Raw genomic sequence first — 17318 nt, 5'->3', positions numbered from 1 at the left:
CAGAACGTGATCCAATCCATCACAACGAAGTAAAGGAAGTAACTCATGGTTATGGAGAACCCGTTCGAGGGCAAGGAAATCTGGTTCGGCGTCGGCTCGCAGGACCTGTACGGCGAGGAGGCCCTGCGTCAGGTCGCCATCCACTCCGCCGAAATGGTCGACTACCTGAACAACACCGGCAAGATCCCGGCGAAGATCGTCTTGAAGCCCACCCTGAAGTCCTCCGACGGCGTCAAGGAGTTCATGGTCGAGGCGTCCGCCAACCCGAACGTCATCGGCGTGATCACCTGGTGCCACACCTTCTCCCCGGCCAAGATGTGGATCCGCGGCCTCGAAGTGCTGACCAAGCCGCTGCTGCAGCTGGCCACCCAGCACCACAAGGAGATCCCGTGGGAGACCATCGACATGGACTTCATGAACCTGAACCAGGCCGCCCACGGCGACCGTGAGTTCGGCTACATCGTCTCCCGCCTCGGCATCAAGCGCAAGATCGTCGTCGGCCACTACACCGACCCGGAGGTCGCCGAGAAGGTCGGCACCTGGGCCCGCGCCTGCGCTGGCTGGGACGCCTCCAACAACATGAAGGTCATGCGCTGGGGCGACAACATGCGCAACGTCGCCGTCACCGAGGGCGACAAGACCGAGGCCGAGCGCGTCTTCGGCGCCTCCATCAACACCTGGGCCGTCAACGAGCTCGTCGCCGCGTACGAGGCCGTCAAGGACGATCAGGTCAAGGAGATCATCGAGGACTACAAGGCCAAGTACGACGTCGACCCGGCCCTGCTCGACGCCAAGTACGACTCCCTGTACATCGCCGCCAAGGAAGAGGCCGCGATGGTCAACATGATGCGCGCCAACGGCTGCACCGCCGGCGTCGACAACTTCGAGGACCTCGGCGCCCTCCCGCAGCTGCCGGGCGTCGGCCCGCAGCGCTTCCCGTCCGAGTACGGCTGGGGCTTCTCCGCCGAAGGCGACTGGAAGACCGCCGTCCTCGTGCGCATCGGCGCCGTCATGGGCTACGGCCTTGAGGGTGGCGCCTCCCTCATGGAGGACTACTCCTACAACTTCACCGAGGGCGATGAGCTCGACATGGGCTCCCACATGCTCGAGGTCTCCCCGTCCATCGGCACCATCGCCAAGCCGAAGCTCGAGATCCACCCGCTCGGCATCGGCGGCAAGGCCGACCCGGTCCGCCTCGTCTTCTCTGGCAAGCCGAAGAAGGACGCGGTCGTCGTCTCCATGTCCGACGTGCGCGAGCGCTTCCGCCTGCTCATGGACGTCGTCGACGTCGTCGAGCCGCAGGGCTCCCTCAAGGAGCTTCCGTGCGCCCGCGCCGTCTGGGAGCCGAAGCCGTCCCTGAAGACCGCCGTCCAGTGCTGGATCACCGCCGGCGGCTCCCACCACACCTGCATGACCACCTCCGTCGGTCGTGAGGCCTGGGAGGACTTCGCCCGCATCGCCGGCGTCGAGCTCGCCGTCATCGACGAGAACACCACCGCCCGCCAGTTCGAGAAGGAGCTGGAGCTGTCCGAGATGGTCCACCGTCTCGACAACCGTCACTGATCGGCTGACCTGTTAGTAACCACGTGAAGGGCCCGATTCCCCATTAGGGGAGTCGGGCCCTTCACGGTTTTGCGAGCGGTTCCTGTCCTTCCTGTCCGTCGTCTCTCGGTGGCACATGGTTCGGCGAGCCATGACGGAATAGAAATGACGAAAATATCTCGCTCATGGATGCTCAGCGAGAGATATTCGTCACCTGATGACAATCGTCTCTCGCTGATACCCCTTTCCGCGAGCCGTTTCCGACATTGTGGATAGGAAACCTCTCGTTAAGAAGCTATGAGTGAGAGGTTTTATTCCCGTGACGGCATCTACCTCCCGCAAAGCACCAAACGTGCGAGAGATTCCAGTCATAAGATACCAACGATCTCTCTCTCGCGGGATCATCCCGCGTCAGACTAACGGCAGGACGAGTAGACCGGTCCAGAGGCCGTCGGCGAGGGAGGCCTCGAACTCGCCGCCGAGTCGCAGCGCGCTCTGCCGGCAGCGAAGTAGTCCGGTTCCGGCGGATAGCCCGGTGCCATCGGACAGGTCGGTATCATCGACGGCGTTGGAAGCGGACAGCGTCGCTCGTCCATTGTCGATCGTCAGTGCGATGCAGTACGCGCCGGATGGATTCGCATACTTCATCATGTTGCCGACGATCTCCCGCAATACGGACAGCAATGCCTCCCGGCAATCCTCCGAGCACTCGACCGATGAAGCGCCGGCAATCAGAAACTCGCCTTCCAACCCGATGCCGCGTAGCTGGGCGCGATATCCCTCCGTCAGAGACTCCAGTTCCTCATGGGTCAGGGAGGCCAGGGAGATCGGGGAAGTCGGAGAGGACGGACTCCCGACTTGCGTTGTGAGGGAATCGCGGAAACGGCTGATGCTTCGGATGCTGAATCCGGCCGGCGCATGCCTCCTCTCGTCATCTCCTCCATGGAATGACGAGATGGACGTCGAGCCCCTGCCGGATGCCGTATCGACGGCGGGCTCCGTCAACCGATCCAGTCCCGCGATCAGCCTGCGTACCTTGACCAGCGACTCTTCAGTGGTCCGTTCGATAAGCGTGACAAGCTGATCGTCGTCAAGCGATAGGGCTCGCGGCTCGTACTCGGGATCTGCCGAACCTTCCATCTTCGTGGCGGTGACCTCTTCCGACGCCGATCGTGCTTGCCGCGCGAGCAGCAGAATCGTCGTCAGATCGTTCGCCACCGAATGATGCAGCTGCTCGGCCAGACGCTGATCGCCCAGTCGCCGTAGCAGCATCGCCCGCTCGCGACGTTCCTGTTCGCGCTGCTCCTGACCGTGCATCGACGACCCGATCCACAGCGCTACCATCAGCAATGCCGCCGTCGCGCACACCGTGGCGAGCACCGTCGTATCCCACGGATACAGCCATATGCGCGCCGCCGCCGCGATTTCGGCGATCACCGACGCGAGCAGCGACGGGCCGGTGCGCAGGTACGCCATCACCGTCACCGCCATGAGCAACGGGAACAGGATCGAGAACGCCACAGCCTGAGGCATGACGCATCGGGCGGTCCACAACACGACGATCGCCCACCCGCCGAGTCGCGGCGTCAACGCCATCAGCAGACATGCCGTGACCGTTAGCAGAGCGAACGCGACGGCCGCGTCCCCGTTCCCGGCTTCGCCCCGCATCATCAGATACGTCGTTTCGACCGCTACCGGCAGCGACGAACAGGCGAGCAGCACCCGCGTACGCCAGTCCGCGAGCAATGCCCCGAGCGGCATGACGGCCAGAGAGGAATCGACCGATACGGATTGCTCGTTGACGGATTGTCGTGCGTGATGATCGCGATCAGGTCGGGACGACGATTCCGATGAGGATATCCGTGATGATTGCCTCCGCATGATCACCGCCCTCACATTCTCAAGTATCGACGGCACAGTGCCACCGCCTCGTTGCGATCGCGCGCATGCAGCTTCTCGCGGACGCGTGCGACCTGCGCGAAGACCGTGCCCTTGGAGATGCCGAGCGCGTCCGCGACCTGCTCGGTGGAATGCCCGTCCGCATACAGTCGCATGATGTCGGTCTGCTGGCGCGACAACGCGAACGACCGTTCAGGTTCCGGCTCGGGATCAGACGGTTCTGATGGAATAGTGATGCCGACGACGGCATCCGCATCGGTGAATGGGCGAGGGTCTCCTGCGGGTGCCGCATCGCGAATGGCTCGCGCGATGCCGGCTATGTCGTCCTTGCTGATGACCTGCCGTGCACCGGCGGCCATCGCGGCGTCACAATACACATCCGGATCGTAGGCGGTCACGCCGATCATCGTCATGGACGGCGTCCAGCGGCGTACGGTGCGGCACACGTCCACGCCGGTCATGTCGGCGAGCGCCATGTCGACGAGCAGCACGTCGGGACGATCATCGGCGCGGATGCAGCGTTGGATCGCGGCCGCGCCCAGCTGCGCGGTCCAACGGATCGTGAATCCTTCGCGTGTGAGCAACGCGGACAGTGCCATCAGCGCCATACGATCGTTGTCGACGATGGCGATGACGATTCGTTGTCGTCCCTTGCCGTGAGATGCGCTGCTTCGATCCATGACCCAAGTCTACGGCCGGTGACACGCCGCCCGATAGCCCATGTCATTCGGTGCATGTCGTCTGCTGTCCGGCGGCGGCCGGGAACGCATAGGCTTGAATCATCGGTGTAGGGATCTGGTCCTTACGAAAGATCACACGAAAGGAGGTCGTGATGAACAAGGACGTTATGACGGGAAGGATGACGGATCGGCTGTCTGCGCGGCCCACATGGTGGTGGCTGCTCGCCGCGTTCCTCACGTTCGCGGTGATTGTCACCGGCGCGTTCGTCTGGCAGCGCGCAACGCGTATGACCTCGCAGCGGATCTACGATGAACTGTCCGCGCTCGACCAATCCGTCACCGTCAGCCAGCTGAAGGACAGAGGGTACGTGTATGGCGGTCGGGCCGAATACGGCTGGCGTGCATACTCCGCCGATCCGGGGGAGGACTCGTCGTATCCATGGTATGTTCTCGGCGGGCCCGAGGATGAGCGGATCTCCAAGTTTGTCGCGGATGTGCGAGCCGGCCGCGAATCCATTCTGCGCCTGTATGTCGAGGGCGTCGGACCGTATCGTTCAGCGCAGGATGGCGCTGATGCGGGGAACGTCGATTCCACGGGCGTATCGGTGCGGGTCCTGTGGTTCGATCCCAACATCGACGCGACGTGGGCCGAGAGTCCCAATAGCTCCCGGCATGTCGTCATCCACCATGACGGCAAGGGGCAGATCCGCGAATGGTGGTGGCGTTCCGGTGACGTCGTCACCGCCGACAAGCGGTTCGCGCGCAGCATCGCCCGCGAGGATTCGTTCGACGGGACATATGTGTTGAAGCATCGCCCGCCCGTGCCTGAGGAGGACGCGGCCGGTGCCGCCCGCGGCGGCAAGGAGGTCGGCAATGCCTCCGGCGGGCGATCGAAGGTGATCATGCCGTACGACGAGGTGTTCTACTCCGCAGGCTGATCCGAGGTTATGTGATAGGGGCGGGGCATCGTTGCGTTGTCTCACCCCTATCCGTGCGGCTATTGCTGTGCTCCGGCGCGCTCAGCGCTTGCCGGCGTAGAGGTCGTGTTCGATGACGTCGGCGAACACGCGGTTGACGGCCGGGCGCACCACCTTGAGCGAGGGGGTCAGGCACTTGTTCTCCTGCGTCAGTTGCGTGTCGAGGACCACGAACTTGCGCACGGACTCGGCGCGCGAGACCGTCGCGTTGGCCTTGTCGACATAGCGCTGGATCTCGTCGTGGACGGCGGCGTTGGTCGCGAGGCGGTCGATCGGCGTGTCGATCGACAGGCCGTGGGCGGGCAGCCACAGGGCCAGCGCCTCCGGGTCGAGCGTCACCAGCGCGCCGATGAACGGGCGCTGGTCGCCGACCACCACCGCATGCTCGACGATCGGGCACTTGGCGATCTCCTCCTCCAGCGGGATCGGGGAGACGTTCTTGCCGCCGGCCGTGATGATGATGTCCTTCTTGCGGCCGGTGATCGCGATGCGTCCCTCGTCGTCGATCGACGCGAGGTCGCCGGTCTTGAGCCAGCCGTCGGCCGTGAAGGCCTCGGCGGTCTTGTCGGGCAGGTTGTGGTAGCCACGGAACACGTTCGGTCCCTTGACCTGCAGCTCGCCGTCCTCGGCGATGCGCACCGAGGAGCCGGGCGCGGGCTGGCCGACCGTGCCGATCACGTTGTCGCTTACACGCGTGGCGGCGAACGGCGCGGCCGTCTCCGTCATGCCGTAGCCCTGGATCATCGGCAGGCCGATGCCGTTGTAGAAGTGCGCGAGGTCGAGCGAAAGCGGCGCGCCGCCGCACGCCACGTACTTGATCTTCGGGCCCAGCGCGCCGCGCACTGTGCGGTAGACGAGCGCCTCGTAGCGCGCGTGGTCGGCGATCTCACGCAACGTGTGCTTCTCGCCGGCCTGCTCCTCGCGGCTCCACGCGATCGCCGCGTCCGCCGCCTTGAGGAAGAGCCGACCCTTCCAGCCGGCGCCCGCCTTGTGCGAGGCCGCGTTGTACACCTTCTCGAACACGCGCGGCACGCCCAGCAGATACGTCGGCTCGAACGAGCGCAGGTCCGGCAGCAGCGACTTCGTGTCCGGCAGGTAGCCGACCACGCCGTCGTCGGAGGCGATCGACGCGTACTGGATGAATCGGGCGAAGCAGTGGGCCAGCGGCAGGAACAGCAGCAGTCGCGGATGATCGTCGAGGATCATCTCGTGCAGCGCCTCGCTTGCGGCGAGCGTGATCGACACGAAGTTGCGGTGCGTGAGCTCCACGCCCTTCGGCGCGCCCGTCGAACCGGACGTGTAGACGATCGTCGCGAGGTCGTCGATCCCGACCGACTTGATGCGCTCGTCCAGCTCCTCGTCCGACACGGTGACGCCGAGACCCTCCAGCGCGCCCAGCGCGTTGCCCTCGATCATGAGGATCTGCTTCAGGGCGGGGCAGTGGTCCTTGACCGAGTCGAGACGGTCGAAGCGCTCGCGGTCGTCGGCGAAGGCGAGCTTCACATCGGAGTCGTTCATGATGCGTTCGGCCTGCGCGGCGGAGTCGGTGTCGTAGATCGGCACGCTGACCGCGCCGATCGCGGCGATCGCGAAGTCGAGCACGCCCCATTCGAGGCGGGTCGAGGAGAAGATCGTCACGGCATCGCCCTTGCCGATGCCCAGGGCGATCAGGCCGCGCGCCGCGGAGACGACCATGCGGTGGAACTCGCCGGTGGTGACGTTCTGCCAGCGGCCGGGGCCGAGCTTCTTCTCGGCGATGACCGTGTCCTCGCCGGTGCGCTCGAGTCGCGCGGTGAGCAGGGAGTAGATGGTCTGGTCGTCCTTGAGTTCGATCGACGAGCCGGGGGTGGTGTATTCGGTGAGCATTCCACGTTCCTTACGTACGTACGTTTCGGCGGCGGGGAGGGCCTGCTGCGCGTCGCCGTGCGTCATCATGCGCGTTGACGCTCCCCGCCATGTTGTCAACGAGGTTACGCGCCCGTAGGTTGCGCCGTATTGTGCGCAATGCCACAACATGCGATGCCGCTTTTGTGCGAAGCCACAACTGTGCGGGTCCAGCCGGGGCCGGCGGCGTGCGATTGTGCCGCCGTCCGATCGGCGGGCCGATTCAAGCCGGGGCCGGCGGATCGGATCGGGAATGCGATGCTCGTGCGAGCATGGGCTCGTGGCCTGCGGGGTCCGTGGGTCCCGGGCGTCAGTCCGCATGTTCCCCTCGTATAACAGTTTGGCAACAGTTTGTTCAAGAGGTCTCTTTTGGGCCTGTGAATGGCGGACCGCATACTATCATGTCATTTCGGCGATTGTATGTTAGCGTTAACGACCTCGAGTTTGCTTGAAGACTTGAAGAAACGGCCACGCAGGGAAAGCGCTTACAGTCGCACAGCAAGCAGAGGAAGAACCAAGTAGTACGTAAGGACGTTGCCATGAACAAGGCAGTATCGAAAGCTGCACAGGAAGATGCGGTGACCGAAGTCGCATCGGTCACCCCGGTGGAGGAAGCCGACGACCATCAGCGCCGCGGTTCCGGCCGATACATCGTTGGCCTCGCACTGAGCGCAGGCCTCGCCGGTCTGCTCTACGGATACGACACCGTATCCATTTCGGGCGCGATCGACTTCCTGCAGGAGAAGTACGCGCTCAGCCCCGCGCTGCAGGGCCTCGTCATCAGCTCCATCATGATCGGCGGCGTGATCGGGGCAGGCTTCTCCGGATTCCTGTCCGACAAGTACGGCCGTCGCAAGATCCTCATGTTCGGCGGTGCGTTCTTCTTCGTCGCCGCCCTGTGGAGCGCGTTCACGTTCAGTCCGTTCACGCTGATCCTCGCCCGCATCATCGGCGGTGTCGGCATCGGTCTGGCCGCGGCGCTCGCCGTCACGTACATCACCGAATCCGCGCCGACCAACATCCGCGGCGCGCTGACCTCCGCCTACCAGCTGCTGACCATCTCTGGCATCTTCCTGACCAACGTCATCAACTACTTCATCGCCTCCTCCGGCTCCCACGAGTGGGGAGTCGCCTCCGGCTGGCGCTGGATGCTCGGCATCGGCGCGATCCCGGCCGCGATCTTCGTCGCCGCCCTGTGGCTGTCCCCGGAGTCGCCGCGATTCCTCGTGCAGGCCGGACGTGTCGAGGAGGGCTACAAGGTCCTCGAGCGCATCAGCGGCTCCGACAAGGCACGTCGCGACGTCGAGGAGATCCAGCTGCAGATCGCCGAGGAGAAGAAGGCCAACGCGAGCTTCTCCGACCTGTTCAAGCCCGGTCTGCGCAAGGCCCTGCTCATCGGCATCTTCCTGGCCATCTTCAACCAGGCGATCGGCATGAACGCGATCTCCTACTACGGCCCGGTCATGTTCAGCCACATGGGCTTCGGCGGCAACACCGAGTTCCTCGCCTCCTCGCTCGTCGGCGGCATCGAGCTCGTGTTCACCGTCGTCGGCATGTACCTGATCGACACCGCCGGCCGTAAGAAGCTCATGGCCGTCGGCTCGGGCCTCATGGTTCTGTTCGCGCTCGGCATCTCGTTCTCGTACGCGAACAACTACCAGCTGCTCATGCTCATCTTCGTGATGTGCTTCACCTCCGCGTTCGCGTTCTCGATGGGCCCGATCCCGTGGATCATGATCCCGGAGCTGTTCCCGACCTACCTGCGCGGCCGCGCCACCGGCATCTGCACCGTGTTCCTGTGGGCCACCAACTGGGCGATCGGTCAGTTCACCCCGATGCTCATCAACTCGATCGGCGGCATGGGCACGTTCCTCGTGTTCGCCTGCACCAACCTTCTGTGCTTCCTTGGCGTCGTCACGTTCGTGCCCGAGACGAAGGACAAGACGCTCGAGGAGATCGCCGAGCTGTGGAAGCCGAAGGGCGAGCAGTCCAACGCGCAGGTGGAGGTCGTGCGCGCCACCGCCGATCTGAAGCAGGCCGAGGCCGATATCAAAGCCGCAGAAGCCGAACTCGCCCGCGCCCGCCGCGCCAAGGAGCGCGCGATCGCGACCAAGGCCGCCGCCGAGGCGCTCGTCGCCGCCCAGAAGGCCCGCTAGCCTTCGCGTCCGGAAACCGGATGTTCGATACATAGGTGGGAACGGATGCGAAACCGGGCTATAGCCCGCTAGAAGGAACGCCTATCGCGTCGCGATTGCACCGCGGCATGATAGGCGTTTACTATTGCGCATGACTGCTGCGCGCTCCGGGTCATGTGCCATGGGTCATGTGCCATGCGCCGCATGCCCGACCTGCGCGCAACCAAACAGCATCAAGCAGAGGAAGAATCCAAGAATCATGAGAACGAAGAAGAACAAGGGACTGAGAAGCGCGCTCGCGGCCGGACTCGCCGCGGTGCTCGCGCTCTCGCTCGCAGCCTGCTCGCAGACCGGCGGCACCACCGCATCCAGCGACGCGGACGCGAACGCGTCCGGCTCCAACGCAAGCGCCCAGACCACGTTCACCTACGCGCGCGCCGCCTCCGTGACCTCGCTCAACCTGTGGACCGAGATCACCGCGAACAACGCGTTCGCCATCGACAAGGTGTTCGAGCCGCTCGTCAGCTTCGACAAGGACGGCAAGATCATCGACTGGCTCGCCGAGTCGCACAAGATCTCCGACGACGGCCTGACCTACACGTTCACGCTGCGCGACGGCCTCAAGTTCTCCGACGGCTCCGACGTGACCGCCGCCGACGCCGTCTTCTCGATCAAGCAGCATCAGGCCGAGAAGGACGCCGCCCTGCCGCTGACCGCCGACATCGCCTCCGTCGACGCGCCGGACGATCACACCGTCGAGATCAAGCTCAACAGCCCGTACACCCCGTTGCTCGCCGAACTCGCCAACTTCTCCAACGGCATCGTGCCGAAGGACTTCGGCGGCAAGTCCGAGGACGACTTCTTCAAGAACCCGGTCGGCACCGGTCCGTTCGTCGTCTCCGATTGGGACAAGTCCGGCGACCTCACGTTCACGAAGAACAAGCACTACTGGCAGGAAGGCAAGCCGGGCATCGACAAGCTCGTCTACAAGGTCGTCGAGGACGGCACGCAGGCCGTCAACCAGCTCAAGACCGGCGAGGTCGACGGCATCGAAAGCCCTGCGCTCGAGAACCTCGACGAGCTCGAGAACGGCGCCGACACCAAGGTGGAGACCGCGGGCAGCTGGGTCACCCACACGTTCTTCTTCAACACCAAGGACGAGCATTTCGCCGACGTGCACGTGCGCCGCGCGCTCGCCTACGCCCTGAGCCGCGAGGACGTCACCAAGGCCGTGAGCTTCGGCCACGCCACGGCCGCGAAGACCGTCCTGCCGAAGGCCATCGAATACAGCACGCAGGACTCGATCAAGCCGGTCGACAACGACCTCGACAAGGCCAAGGCCGAACTCGCCGAATCGAAGTTCCCGCAGGGCTTCAGCGCGAAGATCCTGCTCGCCTCCGGCAACAACGCATACTCGCAGGCCGTGCAGCTGCTGCAGTCGGCGGCCGCGAAGATCGGCGTCAAGCTCGACATCGACTCGGTCGACATCGCGACCTTCCGCTCCCGCTTCAAGGCGTACGACTACCAGATCATGATCAACTCCGCGCAGGCCGACTACCCGGACGCCGATTCGATCATCGACTTCCAGGCCGACCCGGACGGCTTCAGCAAGTCCTACTGGACCAGCTACAGCAACGACGAGGTCACCAAGGAGCTCAAGCAGGCGCAGGTCACGCCCGATGGCAGCGAGCGCGCCGGCCTGTACAAGAAGATCCAGCAGACGCTGGCCGACGAGGTGCCGTACATCCCGCTGTACTCGCCGGACATCGTCAAGGCCGTGCGCAAGAACGTGAGCGGTCTCGAGGTTCTGCCGAACGATTCCGTGCGATTCCAGGACGTGAAGATCGGCTGATCGGCTGATCGGATCCTCAGACCCGCTTCGAAGGCCCGCCTTCCGGCTCATTCCCGGGAGGCGGGCCTTCGTCGATGTCGTGCGGCCGCAGACGCTACTGCGCCATCACGGTCTCGGCCTGCATCAGGTGGACGTTGGCGCGCATGAGGCGCGCGTCCTCGCGGGTGATCTCCTGGTTCTCGAGCATCTCGCGGATCGTGTCGAGCTCCATGCGCATCGCGTCGGCGCGCACCGCCTCGACCTTCGATTCGTCCGTGATCGGGATCGCCGTCATGGACGTGTCCAGGATCTGGTTGAGACCCTTGCGGTATTCGATGAGCAGTTCGGCGACCAGTTCGGCGTCGTAGACGTGGTCGAGGAGCAGGTCCTGCAGCTTCTCCATGATGTCGTTGTACAGCGGCACCTGCACGGCGCGGATCGCGCGCGTGCGTTCGGCCTCAAGTCCCGGCGTGCGCTGCGCCACGCCCTCCCAGTAGCGGCGGATGACCGGCATGAACCGGCGGCGCAGCTTCGCGAGGCGGAACGACAGGCCGTGCCCGTGCCCCGCGTCGCCGGGCTCGAGCCGCTCCAGCACCCCCTCGATGTGTTCGAGCAGGTATTTCGCGCCCTCCAGCTGCGTTTTCGTCTCCTGGTCCGGGTCGACCACGCCCTGCCTCTCCTTGATCGCGTTGCGCAGCCAGTCGCGCTCCCATTCCAGCGTCCGTACGCGCAGTTCGTTCGCCTCCCGCGGAGAGGACGACGGGATGTTCATCTCGACGCGTTCGATGCGGTCGTTGTAGCTCTTGAGCACGCGCGTGACCGCCGAGTGCGTTTCGGGCGTCTCCGCGTCGACGATCTTCGCGATCGTGCGTCGCAGCATCTCGATGTCGCGCTTGGCCCATTCCTCCTTCGACGTGTCCTCGGGCTTGGGGGAGAGCAGCGGCAGCATGATGTTCGAGATGAGGATCGACAGGACGATGTAGCCGGAGACGATGAACAGGATGATGTTGCGCACCGGCACCGACGCGCCGTCGTCGATCGAATACGGCAGCGAGAACGCCATGGCCAGCGAGATCGCGCCCTTCGGGCCGCCGAAGGTCATCACCACGGCCGAATGCCAGCGTTCCGGCGTCATCTTGCGGCGCAGGCCGGTGACGAGGTCCTTCGCCCAGCGCAGGGTCGCCACGCACCATGCGAAACGCAGCAGCAGGGTGAGGACGGTCAGCAGCAGGACCAGTCCGATCACCACCCACAGGTTCACGCGCGGATCATCCCAGATCGTGCGCATCGCGATCGGCAGCTCGATGCCGAGCAGCACGAACACGACGCCGTTGAGCGTGAAGTCGACGAAATGCCACACCGAGTTCGACACGAGGTTGACGCGCGCCACGTCGCCGCCGACGCCGGTGCGCGGGAACGTGATCACCACGCCGCACGCCACCACGGCCAGCAGTCCGGAGATGCCGACGTGCTCGGAGATCAGGTACACGCCGAACGGCAGGAAGCACTCCATGAGCATGCGCGTGGTGACGTCCTCGAGATTGTGCCGGCGCAGGGTCAGGACCATGCGGTCGAACAGCCAGCCGACCACGGCGCCGATCAGCGTGCCAAGCACGAAGCTCATGAGCACCTGCCAGCCGAAGCCGACCGGCGAGAACTTGCCGGTGGCGAGCGCGACGAGCATCGTCTGGAAGCCGACGAGGCTGACCGGATCGTTGAGCAGACTTTCGCTCTGGAGCACCGACTGCTGGCGTGGGGTGAGCTTGACGACGCCGCCGAGTTGCGCGACCGACACCGCGTCGGTCGGGCTGATGACCGCGCCCATCGCGACGGCCGCCATCATCGGGATCGCCGGCCAGATGGCGTGCAGGGCGACGCCGCTCAACGCCATCGTCACCAGCACGAGTCCCACGGCGAGCGACATCGACAGGTTGAGGTCCTTGCCCAGCGCGTTGCGGTCGATGTTGCGCGCCTCAAGGTAGAACAGCGGCACGATGAACAGCAGCATGAACATGTCCGGCTCGAACTGGATGTTCTGCAGCGACGGCGTGAAGTACCAGACGATGCCGAAGGCGATCTGGATGAGAGGGGTCGATATCTTGGGCAGGAACCGGCTGAGGAACGAGGAGATCAGTATTGCGAAGAGGATCTCCGTGACGAGTATCGCGTTCGCCATCGTGCCATGTGCTCCTTCTCGGGGCCGTCCCGCACGTGACCGTGCCGTCGCCATCCCCGAGTGGGCCCCATACGGGCATGGACCCTAGTGGCTCATCGAATTGAATTGGGCGGGTATGTCCTGTATCTCTCCCCCAGTCAGCTTCGCTGACAGCCCCCTCGTCGGAAGGGGCCGGGAACTGTTCACAATCTTTCGCAATTGTGAGACAGACCACCGCTTCAAATGCTATTGACTGCGTGTACGGGGGGCATTCGGTCCTAACGGAACGCATACGGTATATGGGCATTATGTCCGCGAGTTCCTTACGGTTTCCTTACGTGTGCCCGTCCCTCTTGTGCGTGCCGGCCTACCCGCGCACGCCGGCCTACCCGCGCATGCCGGCCTACCCGCGCACGCCGATGCGTGGATGATGCGCGATTATCCCCGCGCCGGGGGTCCTACAATGGCCCACATGACCCAATCCCGCCGTGAAACACCACCCATCGCCCAATGGGTGCAATGGACCCAATGGGCGCGATGGGCACGTTGGGGCCGCTGGCTGGGCGGCGTCGTCCTGCACGCGCTGCTCGTGATCGCGCTCGTTGCCGTCGGCGTGTTCCTCATCGTGCGCATCGTGCCCGGCGACCCGGCGCAGATGGTGCTGGGACTCAAGGCCCGCCCCGAGCAGATCGCCGACATGCATCGCCGACTCGGCCTCGACCAGCCGCTGTGGCGTCAGTTCACGTCGTTCATCGCGACGCTCGTCACCACGGGCGACACCGGCGAGTCGATCGCCTACCACGCCTCCTCGCGCGCGCTCGTCCTCGACCGGATGCCCGTCTCCCTGTGGCTCGTCGGCTGCTCGGCCGTGCTCGTCGTCGCGATCTCCCTGCCGCTGGCGATGACCGCCGCACTGCACAAGGACACGTGGATCGACCAGCTTGTGCGCGTGGTCCCCACCATCACCCTCGGCATGCCCGAATTCTGGATCGGACTCGTGTTCGTGCTGCTCTTCGCCGTCACGCTCAAGATCTTCCCCGTCGGCGGCACGCAGCCGGGCATCGACGGCATGCTCTATTCGATGGCGCTGCCCTCGCTTACGATCGCGCTCGCCCAGACCCCGTTCATCGTCAGGTCCCTGCGCACGCGCATCCTCGACGTGCTCGGCGCCGACTTCGTCACCACCCTGCGCGCCGCCGGACTGCCCGAACGTGCGATCCGCCGTCACGTGCTGCGCAACTCCCTCATGCCGGCGCTCGAACTGTACGGCATGAAGATCTCGTTCCTCATCGGCGGCACGCTCGTCGTCGAACAGGTCTTCGGCCTGCGCGGCGTCGGCACGCTCCTGTTCTCCGCGATCACCGCACGCGACTTCCCCCTCATCCAGGCGATCGCCATGTACTGCGCGCTCGGCGTCGTCATCGTCTCCACCTTGGTCCGCATCGCCACCGGCCTCGTCGACTATCGCGTACGGGAGGGCAGATAACGATGAAACGCACCTTTGCCCCCACCCTCGTCGCGGGCCTCGCCCTCCTCGACCTGATCGCGCTCGCCGTCATCGTCATCCCGTTCCTCTCGCCCTACGACCCGATCGCCGAGGACATTGCCGCGATGCTTCAGCCGCCGAGCCTCGCCCACCCGTTCGGCACCGACCAGCTGGGACGCGACATCCTCACGCGCGTGGCCGCCGCCGGACGCGTCGACCTAGCGCTCATGGTCGGCGTCGAGGCCGCGCCGTTCGCCATCGGCACCGCCGCCGGGCTCGTCGCCGGATTCTACGGCGGATGGCCGCGCCGCGTGATCACCCTCCTGTCCGACGCGCTGATCGCGTTCCCGTTCTATCTGCTCGTCGCGGTCGTCGCGTTCGTGACCGGCACCGGAGTCAAAGGCATCTTTTTGACGTTCCTCATCATGGGATGGATCATCTTCGCGCGCACCGTCACCGGCGCGACCGCCTCGCTCGCGAGCGCCGAATGGGTCGAGTCCGCGCGCGTGATGGGCTTTTCCGACCTGTCGATCCTCGTGCGGCAGATGCTGCCGAACGTGCTGTCTCAGGCCGTGACCGTGCTGGTGAGCGACATGGTCGCCCTGCTCGTCGCGATCGTCACGCTCGGCTATCTCGGGCTCGGCATCGCCTCGCCCACGCCCGACTGGGGCACGATGATCGCCGACGGCCAGTCGTTCCTGTCGACCCGCTGGTGGGTGTCGACCCTGCCCGGGTGCGCGGTCGTGCTCGTCGGCATCGCCCTCGCCCTGATCGGCGACGGGCTCAACGATTGGAGGAGAAGCGCATGAGCGGTGACGATAACCTGATCGCCGTACATGACCTGCGCGTCGAGGCGACGGCCGACGGCAGGCCGCTCGTCGACGGCGTCTCGTTCGACGTCGCACGCGGCGAGACCGTCGGCATCGTCGGCGAATCCGGCTCCGGCAAGAGCCTGACCCTGCGCGCGATCATGGGCCTCATGCCCGAAGGCGTCCGCATCGCCGACCCTGCGGCCGTAGCCACGCCCTCCGCCCGCCCGAGGCTCGCGATGATCTTCCAGGATCCGGTCGCCTCCCTCGACCCGCTGTGCGGCGTCGTCAAGCAGGTCGCCGAAGTCATGCGCTGCCGTGAGAAGGGGGATTCCGGCCACGCCGGCCGACTCTCCCGCCGATTCTCCCCGAACGCTCGCCGGGAATCACACCGTCGCGCCGCCGACCTGCTGATCTCACTGGGACTGCCCGAATCACTGCGCGAACACGACCGCTACCCTGGTCAGCTCTCCGGCGGGCAATGCCAGCGGGTCGGCATCGCGATCGCGCTCGCCGTGCAGCCGGACGTCCTCCTGTGCGACGAGCCGACCACCGCGCTCGACGTGACCGTCCAACGCCAGATACTCGACCTGCTTGCACGCCTTCGCGGCGAACTGGGATTGACCATGCTGTTCGTCACCCACAATCTCGGCGTCGCCGCGCACCTGTGCGACCGACTCATCGTCATGCACCACGGTCGCATCGTCGAAACCGGACCGACCGGGCGCATCCTCGCCGACCCGCAGGACGATTACACGAAACGCCTGATCGACGCGATCCTGCCGATCCCCGCCGATCCGTCGGAGAAGCCGACCGGGGCGGCCGAGGAGGAGACGGGATCGACCGCCGGGAAAGGCAAGGAGCCGCGATGAGTCACCACACAATCCCCGCCGTCCCCGCCGCGTCCGGCGGTCAGACCTCCGGAGCGCTTTTGGAACTGCGTCACATCACCGTCGCATACGGCGCTTTCACCGCCGTCGACGACGTCTCGCTCGCCCTGAAGCGAGGCGGCGCGCTCGGCGTCGTCGGCGAATCGGGCGCCGGCAAGTCGACTCTCGCGCGCGTCGCCGCCGGAATCATCGCGCCCGCCGCCGGCCGGACCCTGCTCGACGGACGCGAACTCGCGCCGATCCGTCGCACGCGCGAGCAGTGTCGGCGCATCCAGATGGTCTTCCAGAACCCCGACTCCTCGCTCAACCCGAGTCACACCATCCGACGCATCCTCGCCGAAGGCATGATCCTGCACGGGATGCTGGGCCCGCATCCCCCGCGCGACGTCGTCGACGCGCGATGTCGCCGGCTTCTCGCCATGGTCGGGCTGGGGGAGGAGGACGACATCCTCGCCCGCCGCCCCCGCGCGTTCTCCGGCGGACAGCGCCAGCGCATCGCGATCGCCCGGGCGCTCGCGGTCGAGCCGGACGTGCTCGTCGCCGACGAGCCGACCAGCGCGCTCGATGTGACCGTCCAGCGCGGCATCCTCGACCTGCTCGTCCGACTTCGCCGCGAGCAGGGCCTTGCGCTGCTGCTCATCACGCACGATCTCGGCGTCGTCAACGCGGTGTGCGACGAGGTCGCGGTCATGCGACACGGCCGGATCGTCGCCGACGGCCCCGCCGACCTCTTCTTCCACGCGCCCCTGGCCGGCTATTCCGGCGACCTCCTCGCCGCCGCCCGGGAGGTTGCGCTATAGGGCTTGCAGCGAATCGTTCTCAATAAGGAAAGTGTGAGCCTTGACACGTCGTCAATCGCACATCTGGGATGCCGAAACCCCGGAATCGCAATGATTTCGGGTGATGTGCGATTGTGTGGGAATGTGCGATGGGCTCACACTTTCCTTATTGAGAACGATTCGCTGCAAGCGGCTCTGGCGTGTAAGCCCGCTTTTCGGTACGGTGGGAAGGATTTGACACGCGAAGGGAA

12 protein-coding genes are annotated in these 17318 nt (G+C 65.3%); 8 read left to right on the top strand and 4 right to left on the bottom strand.

Annotation, left to right across the window (positions count from 1 at the left end):
- Positions 1–45 precede the first annotated feature (45 nt).
- A complete protein-coding gene (araA, locus tag EMB92_RS11025) occupies positions 46–1563 on the top strand; it encodes an L-arabinose isomerase (protein ID WP_043167582.1) in 1518 nt (505 codons plus the stop codon).
- A gap of 390 nt (positions 1564–1953) precedes the next feature.
- On the opposite strand, the gene EMB92_RS11020 is transcribed toward araA, so the two are convergent.
- Positions 1954–3303 (bottom strand): hypothetical protein, encoded by a 1350-nt coding sequence (locus tag EMB92_RS11020; protein ID WP_150394913.1) that lies wholly within the window; start codon positions 3301–3303, stop codon positions 1954–1956.
- Between the two features lie 131 nt (positions 3304–3434).
- Positions 3435–4121 (bottom strand): response regulator transcription factor, encoded by a 687-nt coding sequence (locus EMB92_RS11015; RefSeq protein WP_043167586.1) that lies wholly within the window; start codon positions 4119–4121, stop codon positions 3435–3437.
- A gap of 152 nt (positions 4122–4273) precedes the next feature.
- On the opposite strand from EMB92_RS11015, the gene EMB92_RS11010 reads away from it, so the two are divergent.
- Positions 4274–5059 (top strand): hypothetical protein, encoded by a 786-nt coding sequence (locus EMB92_RS11010; RefSeq protein ID WP_043167588.1) that lies wholly within the window; start codon positions 4274–4276, stop codon positions 5057–5059.
- An 81-nt stretch (positions 5060–5140) separates the two neighbouring features.
- Here EMB92_RS11010 and EMB92_RS11005 read toward each other — a convergent pair whose 3' ends face one another.
- Positions 5141–6964, bottom strand: coding sequence for an AMP-dependent synthetase/ligase (locus tag EMB92_RS11005; protein WP_150394963.1), 1824 nt, complete (start codon positions 6962–6964; stop codon positions 5141–5143).
- A gap of 557 nt (positions 6965–7521) precedes the next feature.
- Here EMB92_RS11005 and EMB92_RS11000 point away from each other — a divergent pair.
- The gene (locus EMB92_RS11000; protein WP_081887266.1) at positions 7522–9138 is read left to right on the top strand and encodes a sugar porter family MFS transporter; all 1617 of its coding nucleotides are present in this window, start codon (positions 7522–7524) and stop codon (positions 9136–9138) included.
- A 238-nt stretch (positions 9139–9376) separates the two neighbouring features.
- A complete protein-coding gene (locus EMB92_RS10995) occupies positions 9377–10969 on the top strand; it encodes an ABC transporter substrate-binding protein (protein ID WP_043167591.1) in 1593 nt (530 codons plus the stop codon).
- A gap of 94 nt (positions 10970–11063) precedes the next feature.
- Here the strand turns inward: EMB92_RS10995 and EMB92_RS10990 are convergent, their stop codons facing one another.
- Positions 11064–13124, bottom strand: a complete 2061-nt coding sequence (locus EMB92_RS10990) for a cation:proton antiporter (RefSeq protein WP_190973668.1) — start codon at positions 13122–13124, stop codon at positions 11064–11066.
- A gap of 451 nt (positions 13125–13575) precedes the next feature.
- Here EMB92_RS10990 and EMB92_RS10985 point away from each other — a divergent pair, with 451 nt between their 5' ends.
- The 4 genes from EMB92_RS10985 to EMB92_RS10970 are packed head-to-tail and all read left to right on the top strand — an operon-like array spanning position 13576 to position 17088.
- Positions 13576–14589 (top strand): ABC transporter permease, encoded by a 1014-nt coding sequence (locus EMB92_RS10985; protein WP_223847717.1) that lies wholly within the window; start codon positions 13576–13578, stop codon positions 14587–14589.
- Between the two features lie 2 nt (positions 14590–14591).
- The gene (locus EMB92_RS10980) at positions 14592–15398 is read left to right on the top strand and encodes an ABC transporter permease (RefSeq protein WP_150394911.1); all 807 of its coding nucleotides are present in this window, start codon (positions 14592–14594) and stop codon (positions 15396–15398) included.
- The gene (locus EMB92_RS10975) at positions 15395–16270 is read left to right on the top strand and encodes an ABC transporter ATP-binding protein (RefSeq protein ID WP_150394910.1); all 876 of its coding nucleotides are present in this window, start codon (positions 15395–15397) and stop codon (positions 16268–16270) included. Before EMB92_RS10980 ends, EMB92_RS10975 begins: the two co-directional genes overlap by 4 nt.
- Entirely contained in the window at positions 16267–17088 is an 822-nt protein-coding gene (locus EMB92_RS10970; protein WP_150394909.1) for an ABC transporter ATP-binding protein, read from the top strand. Before EMB92_RS10975 ends, EMB92_RS10970 begins: the two co-directional genes overlap by 4 nt.
- Positions 17089–17318: the final 230 nt, after the last annotated feature.

The sequence above is a fragment of the Bifidobacterium callitrichos genome (assembly GCF_008698085.1).
Classification (GTDB): Bacteria; Actinomycetota; Actinomycetes; order Actinomycetales; family Bifidobacteriaceae; genus Bifidobacterium; species Bifidobacterium callitrichos.
This window is presented reverse-complemented; position numbering and strand designations above follow the sequence as displayed.

Coding starts and splice junctions, on each gene's coding strand:
- EMB92_RS10985 (WP_223847717.1), top strand. CDS start 13,576: ATGACCCAATCCCGCCGTGAAACACCACCCATCGCCCAATGGGTGCAA.
- araA (WP_043167582.1), top strand. CDS start 46: ATGGTTATGGAGAACCCGTTCGAGGGCAAGGAAATCTGGTTCGGCGTC.
- EMB92_RS10970 (WP_150394909.1), top strand. CDS start 16,267: ATGAGTCACCACACAATCCCCGCCGTCCCCGCCGCGTCCGGCGGTCAG.
- EMB92_RS11005 (WP_150394963.1), bottom strand. CDS start 6,964: ATGCTCACCGAATACACCACCCCCGGCTCGTCGATCGAACTCAAGGAC.
- EMB92_RS10980 (WP_150394911.1), top strand. CDS start 14,592: ATGAAACGCACCTTTGCCCCCACCCTCGTCGCGGGCCTCGCCCTCCTC.
- EMB92_RS11015 (WP_043167586.1), bottom strand. CDS start 4,121: ATGGATCGAAGCAGCGCATCTCACGGCAAGGGACGACAACGAATCGTC.
- EMB92_RS10995 (WP_043167591.1), top strand. CDS start 9,377: ATGAGAACGAAGAAGAACAAGGGACTGAGAAGCGCGCTCGCGGCCGGA.
- EMB92_RS11010 (WP_043167588.1), top strand. CDS start 4,274: ATGAACAAGGACGTTATGACGGGAAGGATGACGGATCGGCTGTCTGCG.
- EMB92_RS10990 (WP_190973668.1), bottom strand. CDS start 13,124: ATGGCGAACGCGATACTCGTCACGGAGATCCTCTTCGCAATACTGATC.
- EMB92_RS10975 (WP_150394910.1), top strand. CDS start 15,395: ATGAGCGGTGACGATAACCTGATCGCCGTACATGACCTGCGCGTCGAG.
- EMB92_RS11000 (WP_081887266.1), top strand. CDS start 7,522: ATGAACAAGGCAGTATCGAAAGCTGCACAGGAAGATGCGGTGACCGAA.
- EMB92_RS11020 (WP_150394913.1), bottom strand. CDS start 3,303: ATGCCGCTCGGGGCATTGCTCGCGGACTGGCGTACGCGGGTGCTGCTC.